The organism is Oscillatoria sp. CS-180, assembly GCF_028330965.1.
Lineage (GTDB): Bacteria > Cyanobacteriota > Cyanobacteriia > Phormidesmidales > Phormidesmidaceae > Halomicronema.
Window position 1 is genome coordinate 35208 of record NZ_JAQMUB010000101.1, and the last position, 21142, is coordinate 56349.

13 protein-coding genes are annotated in these 21142 nt (G+C 50.1%); 5 read left to right on the forward strand and 8 right to left on the reverse strand.

Going from position 1 to position 21142, the window contains the following annotated elements:
- Nucleotides 1-205 precede the first annotated feature (205 nt).
- Nucleotides 206-2851, forward strand: a complete 2646-nt coding sequence (gene alaS / locus PN498_RS27735; protein WP_272066711.1) for an alanine--tRNA ligase — start codon at nucleotides 206-208, stop codon at nucleotides 2849-2851.
- Between the two features lie 165 nt (nucleotides 2852-3016).
- On the opposite strand, the gene PN498_RS27740 is transcribed toward alaS, so the two are convergent.
- The 4 genes from PN498_RS27740 to PN498_RS27755 form a co-directional block, all read right to left on the reverse strand.
- A complete protein-coding gene (locus tag PN498_RS27740) occupies nucleotides 3017-3682 on the reverse strand; it encodes a cofactor assembly of complex C subunit B (RefSeq protein ID WP_272066712.1) in 666 nt (221 codons plus the stop codon).
- 121 nt (nucleotides 3683-3803) lie between these two features.
- Entirely contained in the window at nucleotides 3804-4988 is a 1185-nt protein-coding gene (locus tag PN498_RS27745) for a glycosyltransferase family 4 protein (protein ID WP_272066713.1), read from the reverse strand.
- Between the two features lie 147 nt (nucleotides 4989-5135).
- Nucleotides 5136-6101 (reverse strand): hormogonium polysaccharide biosynthesis glycosyltransferase HpsE, encoded by a 966-nt coding sequence (gene hpsE, locus PN498_RS27750; RefSeq protein ID WP_272066714.1) that lies wholly within the window; start codon nucleotides 6099-6101, stop codon nucleotides 5136-5138.
- 293 nt (nucleotides 6102-6394) lie between these two features.
- Nucleotides 6395-8866: a calcium-binding protein gene (locus PN498_RS27755; RefSeq protein ID WP_272066715.1), complete on the reverse strand. Its 2472-nt coding sequence runs from the start codon at nucleotides 8864-8866 to the stop codon at nucleotides 6395-6397.
- Nucleotides 8867-9286: 420 nt separating this feature from the next.
- On the opposite strand from PN498_RS27755, the gene PN498_RS27760 reads away from it, so the two are divergent.
- Nucleotides 9287-13057: an NB-ARC domain-containing protein gene (locus PN498_RS27760; protein WP_272066716.1), complete on the forward strand. Its 3771-nt coding sequence runs from the start codon at nucleotides 9287-9289 to the stop codon at nucleotides 13055-13057.
- 20 nt (nucleotides 13058-13077) lie between these two features.
- Here PN498_RS27760 and PN498_RS27765 read toward each other — a convergent pair whose 3' ends face one another.
- On the reverse strand, nucleotides 13078-14328 hold the full coding sequence (locus tag PN498_RS27765; RefSeq protein WP_272066717.1) for an HD domain-containing protein: 1251 nt from the start codon (nucleotides 14326-14328) through the stop codon (nucleotides 13078-13080).
- Nucleotides 14318-15553, reverse strand: coding sequence for a carboxyl-terminal processing protease CtpA (gene ctpA, locus PN498_RS27770; protein ID WP_272066718.1), 1236 nt, complete (start codon nucleotides 15551-15553; stop codon nucleotides 14318-14320). Before ctpA ends, PN498_RS27765 begins: the two co-directional genes overlap by 11 nt.
- Before the next feature lie 293 nt (nucleotides 15554-15846).
- Between ctpA and petB the strand changes: the two genes are divergently transcribed.
- The 3 genes from petB (at nucleotide 15847) to PN498_RS27785 (ending at nucleotide 17668) form a co-directional block, all read left to right on the forward strand.
- A complete protein-coding gene (petB, locus tag PN498_RS27775) occupies nucleotides 15847-16515 on the forward strand; it encodes a cytochrome b6 (RefSeq protein WP_272066719.1) in 669 nt (222 codons plus the stop codon).
- A gap of 91 nt (nucleotides 16516-16606) precedes the next feature.
- Nucleotides 16607-17089: a cytochrome b6-f complex subunit IV gene (gene petD / locus PN498_RS27780; protein ID WP_272066720.1), complete on the forward strand. Its 483-nt coding sequence runs from the start codon at nucleotides 16607-16609 to the stop codon at nucleotides 17087-17089.
- A gap of 129 nt (nucleotides 17090-17218) precedes the next feature.
- Complete coding sequence (locus PN498_RS27785) at nucleotides 17219-17668, forward strand: ATP-binding protein (RefSeq protein ID WP_272066721.1); 450 nt, start codon at nucleotides 17219-17221, stop codon at nucleotides 17666-17668.
- A gap of 305 nt (nucleotides 17669-17973) precedes the next feature.
- Here the strand turns inward: PN498_RS27785 and PN498_RS27790 are convergent, their stop codons facing one another.
- A complete protein-coding gene (locus tag PN498_RS27790; RefSeq protein ID WP_272066722.1) occupies nucleotides 17974-19086 on the reverse strand; it encodes an aromatic ring-hydroxylating dioxygenase subunit alpha in 1113 nt (370 codons plus the stop codon).
- Between the two features lie 76 nt (nucleotides 19087-19162).
- Nucleotides 19163-21124 carry an FAD-dependent oxidoreductase gene (locus PN498_RS27795; protein ID WP_272066723.1) on the reverse strand — a complete coding sequence of 654 codons (1962 nt, stop codon included), beginning with the start codon at nucleotides 21122-21124 and terminating at the stop codon, nucleotides 19163-19165.
- Nucleotides 21125-21142: the final 18 nt, after the last annotated feature.

Sequence of the window (21142 nt, forward strand, 5' to 3'; positions counted from 1 at the left end):
CAATTGTCAGCGCATGTCATGAGTTTATAGAAGTCGATAGAATTTTAACGGTAGAAAAAAATAACTACGATGATGAAGCCAATAGCCCTTGTTCGAAATTAATGTCTTGAATTTGTCTTCAGTTCGACACAGGATGAACGAACATCCCTCACAATAGATAAGCAGCTGCCAAACTCGTTTACGCCTAGCTCGTCCAAATTATCCTATGCCTAATTCCCAGTCTCAACCTGCTGTTACTCGTGGAGCCGATATTCGAAAAACCTTTTTGGACTTTTATGCCCAACGAGGACATACGATTCTGCCTAGTGCTTCCCTAGTTCCCGAGGATCCGACCGTTTTATTGACGATCGCGGGAATGCTACAGTTCAAACCTATTTTTCTAGGTCAGCGTAAGGCCGAGGTGGACAGAGCAACGACTTCTCAAAAATGTATTCGCACCAATGATATTGAAAATGTAGGACGTACGGCGCGTCATCATACCTTCTTTGAAATGCTGGGGAATTTCAGCTTTGGTGATTATTTCAAGGAGCAGGCAATTGCATGGGCTTGGGAACTCTCTACCGAAGTTTTCCAACTGCCTAAAGAGAGATTAGTCGTCAGTGTTTTTCGAGAAGATGACGAAGCATTTGCGATTTGGCGAGACCAAATTGGTATCCCACCTCACCGTATTCTTCGTATGGATGAGGAGGATAATTTTTGGACTTCGGGTCCAACCGGTCCCTGTGGTCCGTGTTCTGAAATCTACTATGACTTCCATCCTGAACTGGGGGATGAGGATATTGATCTAGAGGACGACACTCGTTTCATCGAGTTTTATAACCTGGTGTTCATGCAGTACAACCGGGATGCCAATGAAAAGCTAACGCCACTAGAAAACCAGAATATTGACACGGGGCTGGGGCTAGAACGAATGGCCCAGATTTTACAAAAAAAGCCCAACAACTATGAAACGGATCTAATTTTCCCCATTATCCAAACGGCTGCTGATATTCCTGGTTTGCTTTATGAGCAGTGTGATGAGCCAACCAAAACGTCTCTCAAGGTGATTGGTGATCATGTCCGCGCTGTTGTACATATGATTGCCGATGGCATTACGGCGTCCAATGTAGGCCGAGGCTATATCCTGCGACGGCTGATTCGGCGGGTCGTCCGGCATGGGCGGTTGATTGGTATTGAGGGCGCCTTCATCAATTTAGTGGCTGCCAAGGCGATCGCCCTGGCTGAAACCGTCTATGCCAATGTCCGTGAGCGAGAAACTGTGATCATGGCAGAGCTGGCTCGTGAAGAAGCCCGCTTCTTGGAAACGTTGGAACGTGGAGAAAAACTGCTGGTAGATATTCTGGAGCAGCAAGCTGAGCAAATCTCGGGTGCAGAAGCGTTCGTCTTGTATGACACCTACGGCTTTCCACTAGAGCTGACACAGGAGATTGCTGAGGAGAATGGCCTGACGGTTGATGTCGATGGCTTCGAAGTTGAAATGGAGAAGCAGCGGCAGCGCTCCAAGGAGGCCCATGAAACCATCGATCTCACTGCTCAAGATAGCCTAAACCAGCTGACTGAAAAACTGCGATCAACGTCTTTTTTGGGATATACCGACTCGACAAGTGCTAGTCGAGTCGAGGGCATTTTAGTGTCTGGTCAGTCGGAAACGACGGCAGGCCCAGGCACTGAAGTCCAGATCTTGATGGACCAGACGCCTTTTTATGCCGAGTCGGGGGGCCAAATTGGCGATCGCGGCTATCTCCTAGGTGAAACATTTGTCGTTCGGGTTGAGGATGTTCAGAAGGAAAGCGATTTCTTTCTCCATGTTGGCCGAGTCGAGCGAGGAGATGTGACAGTTGGCGACTCGGTGACGGCTCAAATTGACCGTGCTCATCGACGCCGAACAATGGCCAATCATACGGCCACTCACCTGCTGCAGGCAGCCCTCAAAGCCCTTGTTGATGACAGTATTTCTCAAGCCGGTTCATTGGTCTCGTTTGACCGTTTGCGATTCGATTTCAATTGCTCTCGCTCACTGACCTCAGACGAGATTCAGCAGGTTGAGGAGCAAGTGAACACCTGGATCTCAGAAGCGCATCAGGCCAAAGTCGAGGTCATGCCGATCGATGAGGCTAAAGACCGAGGGGCGATCGCGATGTTTGGTGAAAAATATGGCGCAGAAGTTCGTGTCATTGACTTTCCCGGTGTTTCGATGGAGCTTTGTGGTGGCACCCACGTCAATAACACCGCAGAAATTGGCGTTTTCAAGATCATCTCAGAAACAGGTGTAGCCGCTGGTATCCGCCGAATTGAAGCTGTTGCAGGGCCAGCAATCTTGGATTATCTCAACGTCCGTGATGCGGTTGTGCGCGAGCTTTCTGAGCGTTTCAAAGTTAAGCCAGAGGAGGTGCCTGAGCGGGTCTCTAGTCTGCAAGGCGACCTTAGAAATGCTCAGAAAGACCTGGAGGGACTTAAATCGGAGTTGGCTGTTCTGAAATCTGATCAATTGGTCAGCGAAGCTGAAGCGGTTGGCAACGTCAAAGTTTTGGTGGCTGCAATGGAAGCCGTCGCTCCCGATGCTCTCAAAACGGCTGCTGAGCGACTTTTGCAAAAGCTGGGAGAAGGAGCGGTTGTCTTGGGATCTGTGCCAGAGGCGGGTAAGGTCAGCTTAGTGGCTGCCTTCAGTCCCCAAGTTATCGACAAGAAATTGCAGGCTGGCAAGTTTATTGGGGCGATCGCGAAGCTATGTGGCGGCGGTGGTGGTGGGCGGCCAAACTTGGCTCAGGCAGGTGGTCGTGATGCAGCGAAACTACCGGAAGCTTTGCAGACAGCGAAACAGCAGCTGATGGACACTTTAGGTGATAGCTAGCCAGAAGGCCGCAAACGCGCCAGTGGCTTTTCGAAGGGAATGAATAAACGCTTCAGGGTTGTGAAGGCGGCTATGCTATCTCATCGGTCCTAACGCTGACGGCTACAGCTGATTTGTAGAGTGTTTCCGTTGGCTGAACCAATCGAAATGCCTTTGGGAACACTTTTAGGCCGGTTGAATACCTTCTAAACGGTGTTGATCCAAGGTGTTGCCTAACTTATCAGCAATGCCTTCAATCCAGTTCTCATCCTGTTTGGTATAGCTGCGAGGTGCGTTTGCTCCCAAGATCAGTGCGCCCTTTTCTCCCATAGGCTGACAGATCAGACCTTGGGTATTGTCGGGCAAATAGTCAAACTCGACTCGTCCAGGATAGAGCTTCATATCAACCAGATAGACTGCCTTGCCCTTCTCCAGAACTCGCTTCAGGATAACCCCTTGGGTGACGTCTCCTGTGGGACCCAAAACACCCCGCCGCATGAGAACTCGTCCGTCGTAATAGGCAACGAGTGACCGCGTCACCGTATTCGTTAACAACAAATGGGAGGCCCAGGCTAACTCTACTTGAACGGCCTCCGGCAAATCATCGTTTAGCTCAAAGCCTTCTTCTCCTGATAGCTCTACAACATCAGGCGATCGTGGCTGCACCCGCTGCCACAGCAATCCTGTGAGTACCAAAAGGGCACTGAGAATAATGCCCATGACGTCTGATCGAGCTTGAGAATCGGTCAAGGCAGGTGTCAGGAAGCGATTGATAATTAAAAGAGAACTTCCTAAAATCCCAGTCGCGATCGGAAGTCTGCGAAGTACTGTGTTGACGTCAGAACGAGCCATTGGTCAAGGCAAAAGAACGGTTAGATGAAGGAAAAAGCGATGTCTTGATGGGGTAGAACGTCGCTCATCACGAGTACCCCTTATCCTTCTCTATTCAGCTTAAAGGAACTCACGTCAAAGCCTAAATTTTCGACTTGGCTAAAATGCTCTCAAAATGCTGTTTTGCCGATTTACCCACCACTTCCCAGTTTAGACGAGTTTGATATTCGACAAAGGCGTTCAGTGCGAGTTGATGATAGGCCGCGCGATCGCTCCTATAGCGGGCAATGTATTCACCGTAGGCCGCCGCTGCCGCGTGGAGTGGAAACATTCTGCCGTTGACATCATTGCGAATGACTGTTGAGATGCCGGTAATGTTGGTTGTCAGACAGGGAACGCCAAATGCATTGGCTTCGATCAAAACATTCGGCGTGCAGTCGCCCCGTGTTGGCAGAATTAAAAAGTGAGCGCTTGCAACCCAGTCCAGCAGCTCTTGTTGGCCCGTGGCGGTTGATTTGTCGATATAGCCAACAACTTTGATAAACGGCGGCATGGGGTTCAACGGTGGCTGGCACCCCAGGACAACCAACTCGGTTGGGACACCGTTTTGGTTTAGCCAAGCTGCAACCTGAACGGCAGTATCCCCCCCTTTTCGCTCCCACGATACACCTGAGAACAACAGACGGCAGACTGTTGTTGAACGCTGATGAATGAGATGTTCAATATCTGCCAACGTACGCCTTGGTGATAGTTCGATATTGGCGCCCCTAGGGAGAACAATGACCTTTTCTGGCGGCAAATGGTAGTGTTCAATAATCCGGTCTCTGCCCCAGTCTGATGTCAATACAATCAGAGAGCAGCGATCAAGTCCTTGCTTTTCATACGCCAAGATATTTTGTTTGGTTTCTTGACACAAGTTTTGCAAATAGGGGTAGTAGTCAATCAGCTCAGCAACACAGGTATCTGTCCAAAAAATAATCGGTTGAGAGCAATTCAAATAGGCTAAATGAAACGTTCCTTCTGTTGCCAAGATGAAGTCTGCTGATGACTGCTGAAGCCGCTGTCTGATTTGTTTGGCGTATTGCTGATTGACGAGCGGTTCAGCCCAGCTGTAATATTTGCGCTCAGCAATATGTTGATAGTAAAGCCATTTAATTCGCGTCAACCAGCGATATTTTTGCTTTAGAGGAGCAACATAATCGATTTCAAATCCTTCGTTTTCCAAGGTTTTAGCAATAAAGTGATTTGAACCATACGTGCCACGCTGATGCTTGGACCAAGTTGAATCGTCATTAACATCATAGGTACTGGCGTAGGCGATTTTCATGAGGAATTTTTGATGATTCTGGCAGTTTAAGCTTGGAAAACCGAAAGTTTTTTGATCAGATGCGAGACTTAAATTGTCTTTTAGAGCTGATCGCTTATGCTGATTGAGCCGCTTCAAAGAATATTTAGAAAAAGCATTAAACGACGTTCATCGAACTGCTATCCGAGGTTTTTTGAGCCAAACATATAACAAATAAAGAGGGCTGAATAGGGTGCCTAAAAGAAGCATCCATTCGCAATTGGCAAGTCCTTCTGTACTCACTTGTCCTTTGTGCTTCAGAAGATGTCGCAATAGCTTGATGCTGTCGCTCATGCCATACAACAAAGTCATGATCGGACGCTGCCAGGTATGTTTTAAGGCGAGCATTCGCAAGTAATACCGGGAAAGTCCAATGCCGTGTAGATTGCGGCGCAGATAGGACCATTGCAGGCGATCGCTCGGAATGCAGTGGTCAATCTTCATGGCTGGGTTATACCAAATCTCCCATCCTGCCCGATGAAGATGCAGCAGAGCTTCCGCATCTTCGCCAGACAGCATCGACTGATTCACTCGCCCTACAAGCAAGAGTGACTTAGGGACATGATTGAGCCAAGCCTGACGACGGACTACTAAGCCTGCACCGGGAGGAACCCCCTTTTCGGCTGGGCTGTATTTTAAGGGAGAATCGCCTCGCTGGTTAATTGCCAGATAGAACAAAATAGGCTGAAGTTCTGGTGTAGGGGGAGTTTCGAACTGGCCCACAACTTGGCTACCGAAGGCACCAATGCAGGGCTGCCCCTGAGCGAACTGACACGCTGCTGCAACCCAATTCACCGCTGGCAAATTATCGTCATCCAAGAAACCCACGAGTTCGCCTGCAGCCTGCTCAACACCACATTGACGGGCAAACGCCAGTCCCTGTTTAGGTTCGAGCACATATCGTAGGGGAATAGTTTTCGGCCATGCTTGCTGCCAACGTTGGACGACTTTGCCCAGAGCATCGTTGCTGTTATTGTTGACGACCACAACTTCCCACTGTAGGTTTGCTGGGACTTGCTGCTTTATCAGACGTTCCAAAACCCCTGAGATACGTTGTGCGCCGTTATAGGTGGGAATGACGACGGTGATATCCATCGATGGTGAGACCGCGATCGCTGCGCGCTTAGATTACCCAAGTTGCAGCCAATGGCTCTAGGCAATAACGAGGAGAAGCGATCAGATATAGCTTGAGTCATCTAGGCTTGTGCACCTAACAGCATTCAGGGACTTAGCTGTATAGCCCAATGACTCGCCGTCTTGTCCTAGCGAAACTAGCGACGGCTATGGTTTTGGCAAAAGAGGTAAAAAACGGTCACTTTTTGGCAAGGTGACCGTTTCTCTGAAGTTGGATTGACTACCTTGACTAAGGCGAACTGATTTTGAACAACTTAACCCACAACAACGGAATCAACCAGATCGTCAGCCTGCACGTTGGCCAAGCCGACTAACGGTGTACCCGTTTCAGTTAGGACTAGAGTGTTGCTGTCAGACTGTACGAGAGAGATTTGACCTAAAGTGAGCCCTCCCTCCAGCCGCAGCGTATCAACCCCGACTTCAAAGTCGACAATGATGTCTACGCCTGAGGTGGGTGTCACAGTAAAGGTGTCCGCTCCGATACCACCCAGAAGAACGTCATTGCCTGAGCCACCGTCAATTAAGTCATCGCCAGCATCACCACTCACAACATCGTTATCGTTGCTGCCGAGGAGAATGTCATTATCGGAACCTCCATTGATGACGTCGTTTCCAGTATTGCCATCTAAAGAATCGGCACCTGCCAACCCGCTAATGACGTCATTGCCACCCAGGCCATCCAGGAGGTCAGAATCTGGAGTGCCAATTAGAATTTCATTCTCGCTGCCATCTGAGAAAACGGAGGCTTCAGGGTTTCCGAGCGTTGGTAAGTTAGGGGTTTCCTCTTCAAGAAGAATGTCTGCGTTAACCTCTCGAAAACGGCCTAGCTGATCGGGTGAGATAAAAGGTACGAAGGCGATCGCCTTGCCAGTGGTTTTTGCTGTAATGATGGTGCTGTTAAACAGGCTCTCGATTTTGAGGTCACTAGCGTTCAAATCGCCTAGGGCTAAAGAATCTTCGCCCGCCGTAAAATCCGCGATCGCTACGAAGCCTTCGTCTGATAAAAGGACCCGGTCCTGTCCGGCTCCGGTGATGACAAAGTTGACGCCCGAACCTCCAGAAATGTCGTCGTTGCCAGATCCACCGTCAATGAAATCGTTACCACTGCCTCCCGACAAAATATCGACGAGACCATTGCCCAGGATGAAGTCGTTACCGCTGCCGCCGCTCAAGATGTCGCGGCGATCGCCTCCTAACAGCTGATCATTGCCGTCGTTACCAAAGACAACGCCTTGGGTTTGCCCTGCCAAACCAATGTAGACATCATCGTTCTGGCTCAGCTTCACATCCCCAATAATGCGGTTGTTGTTGACCAAAACGATCGGGCTAGCAGCTTCCTCGGCATCTACAGCAACCCGTGCAGAAGTTTCCTCATCTCCGCCTCGGATCAAGCCATTGTTCACAATCGTGCCATTGAGGACAACGCGATCGTCAATGATGACGGCACCGCCTGTTTCGGACAGCAGGGTTCCGTCGTTGATGATGTCTCCGTTGAAAACTGACACAGGACTGCCCGCTGATTCAACCCAGTACAGACGAATAGCAGCCGCTTCGGTGTTGTCACTTTGGGATTCTCCGCGTCCCCGAATTGTTCCTGTATTAACAACTGCGCCATTAACGACTGCACCTAGCTCTAGCGAAATTGCATCACCGTTGTTCCCTTCGCCAACGTCAATAAAACCGTTGTTCTCGATGACTATATTGCGTGCAGTGACATCACCATAAACCGTGCCGTTGCGAGGGTCTGCTGTTGATAGAATGCGGCTGTTGTTGACCAGAATGTTAGTGTCGCCGCCTAAATTGACTGGACGACTATCACTCAGAATTCTGCCCTCGTTGATGATGGTAGCGTTTGCGGTGCCGCCGTTAGCAATATCAATTGCAGTGCGATCGCCGATGATAGTGCTGTTGTTGAGAATGACACCCGTCACTTCACCGCCATCTTCCACCCGAATACCAACACCGTTGTCGGGGTTAGTGTTCTCAATCAATCGGTTGTTGATCAGATCGCCATTCAAGATAGTGTTTTCTTCAACGACCACGACCGGACCATTCTCTGCGGTGAGAATGCCGTCGTTAATGATGTCACCATTGAAGGTTGAGGTCTCTCCTGCTGCGGGCACCCAGTAAAGTCGTATCGCCGCTGCCTGATTGCTACCCAGCGCTTCGCCACGTCCATGAATTCTACCGGAATTAACAATTTGCCCAAACACTTGGTGTCCAAGTTCTAACGAAATGGCGTCTCCGTTGTTGCCCTCACCGACGTCAATTGTGCCTTCGTTGAAAATAGAAATGTTATCTGCCGTCACATCCCCATAGACTGTGCCGTTACGAGGATCGGCTGTCGTGGTTATCAATCCACGATTTTTCAGGACAGCACCAATTCCACCGATGTTAACAGCGCGGCTTTCACTAGTAATCACACCCCGACGCTGGTTTGTAATCAATGCAGATGCAAAATCGCCATTCGCAACGTTGATACCGTTGAAGTCGCCGCTAATGAGACCCCGGTTCTCGATTACGGTGTCAATACCTTCAACCTGAATAGCCGTGGTGTCTGATTGAACCGTTCCCCGCACCAGAATAGAATTATCTACACTTTGAGTGAGAACAGCGGGTTCCTGCTCGACCTGAAGCACACCATCCACGCGCAGACTTTCTCCTGGGTTGAGAAGCTCTACGCCATCCTGCTGAACTTCATTTCTAGAAATTACGTTGTCAGTCATTGGAATTTACCTTGTTGTCGATAAGAGTCGAAAACGCGGAGATTCCAAAATCCGGATTTTGAACCTCTGACGGGCTAAGAGAAATCACGCTCTCTTGCCTTGTCTTTCATTAAGATGCCGGATTTATGTCATCTCAATAACTCAGTTTTTAAGTGCGCTGTGAACTGAGGTGATGTCGATCAACTTCACAAGAATGACAATTTCCCGTTAGATTTAGAGGCGCTTCATCGCACTCTCAGATTTCGTTTATGCTTGGCTCAGACAGTCATTGCCGAAGCAGGGAAAGCGCGCTTTTCTCCGCGCGTTAACATGAAATGCGTGATACAAGTTCTCAATTTTCTGTTTCAGTTGTCTCACTAACACTGAGATTTTCAAGTATTTCTCATATCGACTGAATTCGGCAGTGAAATCGGGTGACTTATGGCTGATTCACTCAAAGCATCCACTGTTGGTCTGCAACATATCGACCAAGCGCGTCGGGCTAAGGGGTGGCGTAAAACCGCAGAAGCTTGGTGTGCGGCTGCCTATACCTCACGCGCAACTCTGAATCGCTTTTGGGGACGTAAATCGATTCGGAGTGAAACGTTCATTGCTATCTGTGATGCCGTTAATGTTGACTGGCAGGCGATCGCCGAGTCCCTTCCACTTCAGAACAATGAGGTTTTCCCTACCCGTATTGCGCCCTCTCCACTCACATCGGCTATTTCCCCGCCTTCTATTGCCACACCACCTACTGTCACGTCTTCAACTGACGGATCGTCTGATTGGGGCGATGCGCCTGATACGACAGGGTTTGTCGGTCGAGAGGAAGAGCTGCACACTCTCTCTCAATGGCTAGAAGATAAGAACTGCCGTATGGTTGTGCTGCTGGGAATGGGGGGCATTGGCAAAACAACGCTCTCGGTTCACAGTGCTCATCTCCACGAGGCCACCTTTGACTGTGTGGTGTGGCGATCGCTTCGCAATGCGCCTGCCCCCGACACCGTTATCAAAGACTGCATTTCGACTATCCTGCCGCAGGCCGTTTCGCAACTGCCCAACCACATGGACGGTCTGGTGAATTGGCTCTTGAAAGCACTACGCACCTGTCGCTGTCTCCTAATTCTGGATAATTTAGAAGCCATTCTTCAGCAAGGCAGCCGGTCTGGCAGCTATCGCGCTGGTTACGAAGGGTATGGGCAAATACTGCGATCGCTAGGGGAGACTCAGCATCCCAGCGTGGTCATGTTGACTTCGCGTGAAATGCCTCGGGGATTAACTGCTCGTGAAGGTCGTGACTTGCCGGTTCGTTGCTTGCGGCTCTCGGGTCTCATGACGGCTGAGAGTCAAGCGATTTTTCACCATAAGGGCAGCTTTCTGGGGACAGAGACTCAGTGGCAGGCCCTTACCAATCGCTATGCCGGAAATCCTCTAGCCCTAAAAATCGTTGCTTCTGCTATTCGTGACTTTTTTAATAGCGATCTCAATCAATTCCTAGACTTTGTTCAGCAAGAAGCCTTTCTGCTGGATGATATTCGCGACTTGATTGCGTGTCAGTTTGATCGACTGCCGCCGCTGGAGCAGTCCATTATGTACTGGCTAGCTATCAATCGTGTGCCAGTTTCTATAAAACTGCTGCAGGCTGATCTGCTCGATCCACCTCCCATGCGGGACCTGCTGCAAGCATTGGCGCTGCTACAGCAGCGATCGCTGATTGAAAAGCAGCAAGAAACCTTCAGTCAGCAGCCCGTCGTCATGGAGTATGTCACCGCGCGACTTATCGAACAGGTCTGTAGCAATATCGCCTGTAATGCTGGCGCAACACCTCATGACTCACATCATAAAGATGCTGTCCGCTCCCTGCTTGAGACCCATGCCTTGAGCAAAGCGAGCTCCGAAGACTATATTCGCGACAGTCAGCTTCGTCTCATCATTGCGCCAATTGTACAAACTCTCAATCACACCTTTGGCACCTCTGCCCAAACTGAAGCCCATTTGCAAACCTGGCTGGCTCATCTTCAGACGCTGCCGCAAATTCAAACTGTCCCCTCCTACTTTCCGTCCTATGCGCCTGGTAATTTACTGACTTTGTTTCAAGTGCTAGCCACGGATCTCACTGGCTATGACTTTTCGGGGCTTCCTGTTTGGCAAACGAACCTGCAAGATTATCCTCTGCATCAGGTTGATTTTGCTCGCTGTCATTTCAACCATACGGTGTTCACTGAGAATTTAGGCAACATCCTAGCCGCTGCCTTCAGTCCGGTGGCGATTTCTCTGGATAGCCCACAGCCCTCGGCGACACCCAGTGTTCGAGAACACGTATTAGCAACCTGTGATACAGACTGCACCGTACGCCTTTGGGAGACCACCAGCGGCAAACTCCTACGGATCTTTCAGGGACACAGCAACTGGGTGCGGGCGATCGCTTTTAGTCCCGATGGCAAGGTGTTGGTGAGCTGCGGCGCTGATCACACACTGCGGTTGTGGGACCTTGAAAGTGGAGCGTGCCTGAGAATCTGTCAAGGACATCGCAACGAGGTTTTCTCGGTGGCTTTCAGTCCTGATGGACGATGGATTGCGAGCGGCAGTAGCGACTGCACTGTGCGCCTGTGGGACAGCCATTCTGGAAACTGCCTGCACGTGTTGGCAGCGCACGAAGGCTGTGTGCGGACGGTTGCGTTTTGTCCCAGCAGTATTACGTTAGCGAGCGGCAGTGACGATGGCACTGTTCGCTTATGGGACAGTCATACCCGGCAATGCTTGCAAGTGCTTGAGGCCCACCCCGGCGGAGTCCGATCTGTTGCGATCGCCTCAGAGCAGCCAATAGACTCTCCGTCAAATGGGCAATTTTCCCAAAATCTAGTGTTAGCGTCTGGCGGTAGTGGCTGTGATGTGAAGCTTTGGGATGTCTATACAGGGATGCTGCTACGAACATTGTCGGGACATACGAACGATGTCTACACCGTCACGTTTGCCCCTCATCTCTCTTTATCCCAGGAGCTGATGCTAGCAAGTGGTAGTAGCGACCATACGATTCGTCTCTGGAATAGCACGACTGGGCGGTGCTTAAAAACCTTCGTCGGACATCATAATCAAGTCAGCTCGCTATCGTTCGATGCGGCGGCAACTATGCTAGCCGCTGTGAGTCTCGACCAAACGGTGCGTCTATGGAATGTACAAACAGCCCAGTCTTTGCGAACTTGGACCAGTCATACCGATTGGGTGTATCCGGTGGCTTTTAGTCCAGATGGGCGATCGCTGGTCAGCGGTAGCAATAACAGCAGCGTGCGCGTTTGGGAGTTAGCAGGCAAGACCTGCCACCTCACGCTGGTAGGTCATTCCGATCAGGTGTGTGCGATCGCGGTGTGCCCTGACAATCATCTCATTGCCAGTGCTAGCCGCGATCGTACGATTCGTTTGTGGGATTTGCAGACGGGTCAATGCTGCTGCATTCTGCGGGGGCATACGGATTGGGTCTACAGTGTCGCTTTCTCCCCGCTCCTCAGAACGCCTTCTGGATTTCCTCTATTGGCAAGTGGTGGAGCAGACAGCACAATTCGTTTGTGGGATTGTCATACAGGCGAATGCCTGGAAACGCTGGTAGGCCATCAGGGGCAAGTATGGAACGTTGCCTTTTCCAAAACAGGGCTTCTGGCCAGTGCTGGGGCCGATCACACGGCCCGGGTTTGGGATGTGGAGACAGTCGAATGTCTTCAGATCCTCCAAGGACACAACAACCGCGTTTACGGGGTCGATTTCCAAGCAACATCTGCCGTGGAAGACGACATTTTAGTTACGAGTAGTTCTGATGGCACGCTCAAAATCTGGCAGTGGCAGACAGGGACTTGTTTACAGACTTACAAGCAGCACACCAATTGGGTGTTTGCCGTCGCCTGTGCCCCCGACAGGTCTGTTTTTGCCAGTGGCTCGCATGATCGCACCGTCCGCATCTGGGATACCAAGACAGGGCAGTGCTTACACTGCTGTACTGGTCACGAGCACGTTGTGTCTTCGGTTGCTTACAGTTCTGATGGACGGCTGATCGCGAGCGGCTCACAAGATCAGTCAGTCAGGCTGTGGGATAGTCAAACGGGTGAATGCATGGGTCTGCTGCGAGCACCCCGTCTCTATGAAGGCATGATTCTCAGGGATGTGATCGGGCTCACGGAAGCCCAGCAGCAAACCCTAGAGGCATTGGGCGCTGAGCTTTAAGATAGTTGACCCATTTACCTTTATTTCAGTTGTTCATCCAGCCACGGGGTGACTTCAGCAGGGTGCAGTAGCCAAGTGCGGTGATAGGTGTGTGTTAGGGGAGCAATCAGGGGTGAAAGCTGTTTGATGTCTACGGGGCGATCGCCGACCCAAATTTTGATGCCTCGCTGATAGAGGGTGTATCCACGACTTTGACTCTGGCTCAGGCCGCAGTAAATGTCGGGATCGTAGCCTGCTTCAAAGACTTGGGTACGGGTTCTGGCGAGGAGATCATTACGATCTCCTTCGTCCCAATTCGAGACGTCTCGTCCCTTCAGTAAATTGCGATGGATGAATCGCTGGCAAAGATCAGACAGCAGTGGATCGCTGTGGTGCTGCCAGCGCTGGAGATGGTAGGTAAATACGATATCATCGGCTGCTAAATAATCGTCTAGCGTTAGGGTTAGCTGCGGATGGTTGAGCCAAGCCTGCATCGTCCTATCAGTTTCTAAATCTCCCAGCGCAAAGCATTTCTGAGCCTGCTGAAAGGCTTTCGTCAAAATCCACGTAGCGGCCAAATTTTTGGGATGGTTATAGACCTGGGCATACATGAAGTAGCGCACGAGGAGATAGTGCTCGACTGCTGTCTGCCCTTTGCGAGAAACGACCAAATTGGTGTCATGATCAATGTCCATCGATCGCACAATCCGGTCCAGGTCTAAATTTCCGTAGGATGCGCCGGTAAAGTAGCTGTCGCGCATGAGGTAATCGAGGCGATCGCAGTCTAATTGACTGGAGACGAGTTGCCAGACCAGTGGAACAGGGTGCTGATGCACGTAAACCGATTCAATGCTTGCAGTTAGGGACGAATCGTGCTGTGTGATTAGCGTTTGCACCTCGGGCGACTCACGAATAATCCGTTGAGTCCAATATTCGTGATGGGTATTAAAAATGTCTTCAGCGGTGTGACTAAACGGGCCATGACCAATGTCATGTAGGAGAGCAGCACATAAAACCGTAGCGCGGTGAGGTGCCAGCTTAGGATAGCGTTTTGCTAATAGATCAAAGGCCTTACGGGTCAGCTCCATGACGCCGAGAGCATGGGTAAAGCGAGAACTTTCGGCACCGTGAAAGGTGAGGCTAGCGGCTCCGAGCTGTCGCACTCTGCGTAGACGCTGAAAAGCAGGAGTATCAATCAAGCGGATCAGCAGCTGTTCGACTGGCTCGTGTCGGTCCAGTGCGATCGCCCCGTGGAGGGGATCATGATATGTGCGACTTCGTTTACGGAGCACTCGCCATTACCATTGACTGACTTAGCAGATCGATTGCAGCCTGATATTGGGTGTCTTGTTCAGTTCCCACTTGGTCACGGGCAAGGTTTGCCAGCGGAACCGTTTGGTTGGGCCGAATACCTAAACGGTTGATGTCGTGGTTGGCAGGTGTTTTGTATTTCGCCACTGTAACGATTAATCCTGACCCGTCGGAGAGATCAAACAAAGACTGAATTAATCCTTTGCCGAACGTTTTACTACCAACAAGCTGAGCACGACGATTGTCCTGGAGAGCACCTGCCAAAATCTCGCTGGCGCTGGCAGTACCTTCGTTCACCAATATGACCAAGGGCGCGTCTGTAAGAGCTGACCCCGTTGCTTCAAAGTCGTCTACTACACCTCGGCGGTCAAAGGTATACACAATCTTGCCGTCGTCTAGCCACTGTCGAGCAATGTCAATCCCCCCAGAGAGAAGCCCACCGGGATTATTGCGGAGGTCTAGGATATAGCCGTTAACATTTTGCTGCTCAAAGGTCTTGATGGCATCGCTAACTTCACTAGCAGCGTTCGCATTGAACTGACTCAAGCGGATGTATCCCACTGTCAGGTCCTCTGAGATACGGGCTAAGCGGGTGAAGACAGGATTCAAGTTGACCACATCGCGCACTAATGGGATGTCTTGGGGGGCTTCTTCGCCACGCACAATCGTTAGCACAACCTTGGTGCCAATGGGGCCGCGCATGTGGTTAGCGGCTTCGTCAAGGGTCAGATCTTCGGTAGGCAGCCCATCAATAGCAATGATGCGATCGCGCGGCTGAAGATGGGCGGTGGCAGCAGGTGAGCCTTCAATGGGAGCAATGATTTGTAGTGACTGACTTTGATTGTCTTTAGAAATTTGCAGACCCACCCCTGTTAACTCCCCTGCCGTACTGGTTTGTAAGCTACGGTATTGTTCGGGTGGTAGCAGACGAGTGTAAGGATCGTCTAGGGAACCCAGCATTTCGCGAATGGCATCGTAGGTCTCTTCTCGACTGGTTAAGTCACGCTTCAAAAAGCCTTCTCGTACAAACCACCAGTTCTGATGGTTGAACGTCTCATCCAAGTAGGCCCTGTTGACAATCCGCCAAACCTCGGCTAACAAACTTTGCTCATCGGTGAGTGCCAGTGCAGCAGGTTGGAAGATGCCCCAGCTGAATATGAGCGTGAGTGCGAATATCGCAGTGATCCTTAAGATTTTGTGTCGCATAGAACCCAATTCCCCTACCTCTGATTGTAGAAGCCACATCCCAGATTAGGGATCCTATCAGAGCAGCCTTGTGCTTTACAGTTCTCGACCCTTCTACACATATGCAAAGATATGTAAAGGACCTTGCACGGGATTCTAGCGGTGAAAAACTATCAAAAAGGTTGATAGAAAAGGGATTTGCAGTCTTTTTGGATTGAATTCTGTAACGTTCTCGGGGGAATGTCTCTTGTGGAAGTTTGAGCTATGTTAAATTTCTAAGGAATGGACTACGTACATAAACAGCCTTTCGCTTCATGTTTACCAAACAAGTTACAGATTCAAAAGCTTATCAGTGGTTCAACGAACGGCTGGAAGTTCAGGCACTCGCCGATGATATCTCCAGTAAGTACGTTCCACCCCACGTCAACATCTTTTACTGCCTTGGCGGTATTACTTTGACCTGCTTCTTGATTCAGTTTGCAACTGGCTTTGCAATGACTTTTTATTACAAGCCAACTGTGACTGAAGCATTCTCCTCTGTTCAGTACTTGATGACTGATGTCAACTTTGGTTGGCTCATCCGTTCCATCCACCGCTGGTCCGCCAGCATGATGGTCCTGATGATGATTCTTCATGTTTTCCGAGTTTATCTCACGGGTGGTTTCAAAAAGCCTCGTGAGCTGACTTGGATTACTGGTGTCGTCTTGGCAGTCATCACCGTCACCTTTGGGGTAACGGGTTACTCTCTGCCTTGGGATCAGGTCGGTTATTGGGCCGTCAAGATTGTGTCGGGTGTTCCGGGTGCTATCCCCGTTGTCGGTTCCACGATTGTTGAACTGATGCGCGGTGGTGAAGCCGTTGGTCAAGCAACATTGACCCGCTTCTACAGCCTGCATACCTTTGTTCTGCCTTGGGCGATCGCAGTCTTCATGCTGCTGCACTTCCTGATGATTCGGAAGCAAGGTATTTCTGGTCCCCTCTAAGGAAGTTTATATTCCTTAAGACTGTTGAGAGAGAACCTTTTCGTTGGTAATTTCCCCTTAAACTGTAAGTCTTGAAGTCGAGCAACGCACTATGGCAACCATCAAGAAACCGGATCTGAGTGATCCTAAGTTGAGAGAGAAGCTCAAGCAGGGAATGGGCCACAACTACTACGGCGAGCCCGCTTGGCCTAACGACCTTCTCTATATTTTCCCCGTTGTAATTTTGGGCAGCATTGCATGCTGTGTCGCGCTGGCAATTCTCGATCCCGCAATGGTCGGTGAGCCTGCGAATCCTTTTGCAACACCTTTGGAAATTCTGCCTGAGTGGTACCTATATCCCACCTTCCAGATTCTCCGTATCGTTCCCAATAAGCTTTTGGGGATTGCTGGCATGACAGCGATTCCTTTGGGTTTGATGCTGGTTCCTTTTGTCGAAAACGTCAACAAGTTCCAGAACCCTTTCCGTCGCCCTGTTGCGACAACTGTTTTCATGTTTGGTACGCTGGTCACTCTGTGGCTAGGTATTGGTGCAACTTTCCCAATCGATAAGTCTTTGACACTCGGTTTGTTCTAAGTTGACCTGTTGTGAATTGCAAGGTCGTCTGCTGTTAGTTACGCAGGCGGCCTTGTTTTTTTTATACGTTTGGTTTTAATAGACGTAGGAGCATCTGCTAGCTTGCAAAACAGAAAGCTGAGTAGAGTCATGCTAAGACGTGAACATCTAGTCATCGATAGTCGGTTAGAGGCTCTATTGACTGTACAGCAATGGTTTCAAACGCTGTACGATTCTTTAGAACCTGAGCTTAATTGGGTCGAAGAATACTGCGATCGCCTAAACATTGCCATAGCAGAAGGATTCACGAATGCCGTTCGCCATGCGCATGCAATGCTTCCTGCCGAAACGCCTGTTGTTATCAATGTCGTGCTTAAAGAGAGTCGCATTGATATTCATATTTGGGATCATGGTGACCCTTTTGATCCAGACAAGCTAGATGAGCCTGAACCCGGCAGCTTGCTTCAGGGCGGTGGGTACGGTTGGTTTCTCTTAAGGCGAGCAGCTGACCAAGTTGCGTACGAACGCCAGGATGATAGAAACCGTTTGACGATTACCCAGTATCGCTTTGCTAAGCAGTCCCAAAAAGCCGAAGTGTAGCCTTGTGGTCATCGCAGAAGGGCAATGGATACATTTTCTGTACGTCTGTGATGGAGGTCCCGTTCAGCAAAGGGAAGACATTTGCGCCTGTTCCGGCATGGATAGATGAACGTTGACGTCACAAGCTCACTGGTTATTGTCCATGGTGATGACCACTCTGGGGGTATTGTCGTTGGTAATCAAGCGCTGATTGAGCAGCCAGAGGCGATCGTAATGACACCCTACCAACGGCAAATTTTCTCCTGGAGATTTCCACAATCTGGATACTGTTAAGACCTAGATACTGCTAAGACAGCGTTCAAAACTCAAGTGCCGTTGTGTATTGATGCAACACGACTCTGTGCCTGCTGGCGAATGAGCTTCTGAACGCTAATCATTGCTCGGTTAAACTCAGGACCTTTGTAGAGAGGATTTTCGTTGTAGGACTGTTGCTCTTGTTCCAACATTAGAACGTCCTGTGCGACGAGTCCGTCCAACATCTTTTGAGCAGATCCGAATAGGCTATTTTTGATCCAGCGGCGGAAAGGAACAGGCAGTTTGTGCAGCCGATGGAATGCCTGTAGCGAGGTGAAGTGGACCAGATAGGCACGGGTGTGGGTTGGGCTAATGGGGCAAAAGAGACAACAAATCTTGAAGTCTTGGCCCAGGGTTGAAACCCAATGAGGATAGATGTAGCTCACCCGCAGTTCTTCAGGATGGAGCTTTCGCAGTGCTGGAAAAAAGAGCTGCGAAACTGACCAAATTTTGTCAATGCGGTAATAGCTCTGGGCGTCATAAAGAACATCGACCCGCTGGTCGGTCATCTCTAGATTGGCAAGCACTGGGTCTGCCCAAGCCTGATAGTCATCATGCAAGCGCCCATGATACATATCCATCAGGTTTTCAATTAAGAAAGAGTAGTGCGCTTCGACGTCGATGATGGAAACCGTTGCGATGTAGTTGAGGTGATCCCATTCAGGTAATCCTAGGGGCTTAATGTCCGCAGCAATGAGCTGATCGCGATCGCCCGGATAAAGCCAAATAAACCCATCGAGTTCCTGCACTGGAAACTGTCGAATGGTGCAGCCTGGCAATTTTTGATTGTCTGCCAGGTAAGGAATCTCTGTGCATTTGCCAGCAGCATTAAAACGCCAGCCGTGATAGACGCATTCTAGTTCACCATCAACGACTTCGCCTTGGCTCAACTTGACCTGGCGATGGGGGCAGCGGTCTTCCAACGCCTGGATGTGCCCATTGGTATCTCGGAATAGAACGATCGCCTCACCCCAAAGCATGACCCCGAGCGGTTTATCCGTGACCTCATCGGCACGAGCCACAACATACCAGTGGTTAGAGTTAATTCCCAGCGATCGCACATCCTTACTTACTGCCGAATCCACTGGGGTGTCTGGCGTAGGTGTAGGGGGAATCGCAACCATGTTGAGTATCACCGCGTTGAACAACAGTCACTATTTACCGATATTACCGCTTAGGCTTTTGTTGCAGAGGCTGCCATTAAATTTTCAGGATGCCTTCAGGATTGACCGATAAAATTGGGCGTCGTTGTGCGCCCTCCTTCTGCAACACAGCATTAGCTGCCAGCAAGCCGCTACTGACCGCTCGCTCCATCAGTCCGCAAGGAAATGGCATTTTGACCCAGTCTCCTGCGAATAACAGGTTTGTAGCCTTAGTGGTGGTCTCAGGACGAGCTGCAAAGCTGCCGGGTGGGAAACCAGCAAAGTTCTTCTGATTCACTAACTGCTTATGCAACAGGGTAGCCTCTTGCAAAGAGGGCACAATTTCAAACAGTTCCGACTGAAACGTTTCTAATAATGCCTGCTGGGTCGGAAATTCTTTCTCTTTATAGCAATAAGCATGAAGCTCGACGACGCTGCCTCCAGTGCGTTCGGCCCACTCAATGTAGTCCTCTTGAATACGGTGATAGAGCGTGATGCTGTCCGTGAGTCGATAGCCTGACAGCGATGTAAACCAGCTATGTTCCCAATCAAAGTCGCGGTCAAACCAGAACCGTCCTACGGCAAACGGATCGGCAACTTGAAGCTGATCAACCTGAGCCACAACAACCGGTTCAACCTGCCCCTTGGAGAGGGCTATGAGGTGCTTGATACCAGGAATATCAGCCGCGAGGACGTAATAATCGGCTTCTAGAGTTTCTGCGATCGCCGCTGCCCCTGAAGTAGTCATCGCCACGAGCTGAACCTGATCGTCAGCCCGCGCCAGGACTTTATAGCGTGTCAGATTATCTTGAGCTGGTCCAGCCAGAACCTCACCGCCTTCGCCATAAAGTGCACCGTGGCAGGGACATGCATAGCCATCACCGGATGCACTAACCTGCACTGTCTTTTGCACTGTGCAGCCCTGATGAGTACAGGTCAACGACAGGGCTTCTTGGGTACCTGGTTTGTGGCTGAAGACGCGATCGCCCGCTCCAAAATACTCCATATCGTCATTGCTGAGGAGAGGATTTCGCCCTACCCAAAAAGGTGCTGAATCCGTTGAAACGGCTCCCTTCTGATAAGTAACGCTACTAATTTGTCCATCCTGCCAATCGAGACCACTCACTGTTGCTTGGGTGATTACCTGTCCGCCCTGATTTTGAATAGCGGCAACAATGGGATCAACTAGGCTGCGTCCCATATCCTGACATGTGCCGTTGAACGCTAGTCCCTCTGGATTACCGAAAAAGTAGAAGTGGAAAAACTGCATCAGTTCCCCAGCACTCATGAGATCTGGCGCATTGAGGCTGGACTTCGCGAAGGGAAGAAAATATAGATCGTAGAGTCCTTGAGGAAAATCTTCTTTAACCCATTCAGCGACCGAAAGCTGATCTAGGCGATTAAAACTTTGAGGTGCTCGAAACCCAGTAATTTCTCGAAACACTTCTAAGTGCTTAAGCTTAGCTAAATTAATGCCCCACTTCAAACGATTGGGAGAATTAATTGCCAGGTCAACGACATTCCAAGGAAAAGCAGAGTGACTGGGGCGAAATACCTCTGGCTTGTAGTCATTTTTGTAGACAACAGAATAGTAGTCTAGTGACTTAAAATTCTCGCGGATGTTGAGCTCTTCAACCAAACCGAAAAGATTGTAGTACTGCGGGAAGAATCCATGAAAGCCATGTTCCATCATGAACCGGTCTTCCCCAACCTGAATCGGCCAGCTAGCAATCTTGCCGCCGAGCTGAGGCGATCGCTCCAGCAACGTAACCTGCACTCCTCGCTGGCTCAGCTCATAAGCAGCGGCTAAACCGGCTAAACCACCTCCCACAACGACCGCTTTGAGGTCACGCTGAGGCTGTCGGGGCAACGTTAGCGTGTCTTGAGAATGAATAGTGGGCTGCGGCTTACTCAGGCGGGAATATCCTACCCCAGCAGCAAGAGTACCAAATCCAAACAGTTTGAGAACGCTACGACGAGAAAGAGCTTGCAGAGATGAAAGTTCCGGGAGTTGGGACATGTATCCGCAGTTCAAAAG

What these genes read in the sequence shown, in the direction of transcription:
- alaS (WP_272066711.1), top strand. Translation starts at nt 206, where the DNA reads ATGCCTAATTCCCAGTCTCAACCTGCTGTTACTCGTGGAGCCGATATT.
- PN498_RS27740 (WP_272066712.1), bottom strand. Translation starts at nt 3,682, where the DNA reads ATGGCTCGTTCTGACGTCAACACAGTACTTCGCAGACTTCCGATCGCG.
- PN498_RS27745 (WP_272066713.1), bottom strand. Translation starts at nt 4,988, where the DNA reads ATGAAAATCGCCTACGCCAGTACCTATGATGTTAATGACGATTCAACT.
- hpsE (WP_272066714.1), bottom strand. Translation starts at nt 6,101, where the DNA reads ATGGATATCACCGTCGTCATTCCCACCTATAACGGCGCACAACGTATC.
- PN498_RS27755 (WP_272066715.1), bottom strand. Translation starts at nt 8,866, where the DNA reads ATGACTGACAACGTAATTTCTAGAAATGAAGTTCAGCAGGATGGCGTA.
- PN498_RS27760 (WP_272066716.1), top strand. Translation starts at nt 9,287, where the DNA reads ATGGCTGATTCACTCAAAGCATCCACTGTTGGTCTGCAACATATCGAC.
- ctpA (WP_272066718.1), bottom strand. Translation starts at nt 15,553, where the DNA reads ATGCGACACAAAATCTTAAGGATCACTGCGATATTCGCACTCACGCTC.
- petB (WP_272066719.1), top strand. Translation starts at nt 15,847, where the DNA reads ATGTTTACCAAACAAGTTACAGATTCAAAAGCTTATCAGTGGTTCAAC.
- petD (WP_272066720.1), top strand. Translation starts at nt 16,607, where the DNA reads ATGGCAACCATCAAGAAACCGGATCTGAGTGATCCTAAGTTGAGAGAG.
- PN498_RS27785 (WP_272066721.1), top strand. Translation starts at nt 17,219, where the DNA reads ATGCTAAGACGTGAACATCTAGTCATCGATAGTCGGTTAGAGGCTCTA.
- PN498_RS27790 (WP_272066722.1), bottom strand. Translation starts at nt 19,086, where the DNA reads ATGGTTGCGATTCCCCCTACACCTACGCCAGACACCCCAGTGGATTCG.
- PN498_RS27795 (WP_272066723.1), bottom strand. Translation starts at nt 21,124, where the DNA reads ATGTCCCAACTCCCGGAACTTTCATCTCTGCAAGCTCTTTCTCGTCGT.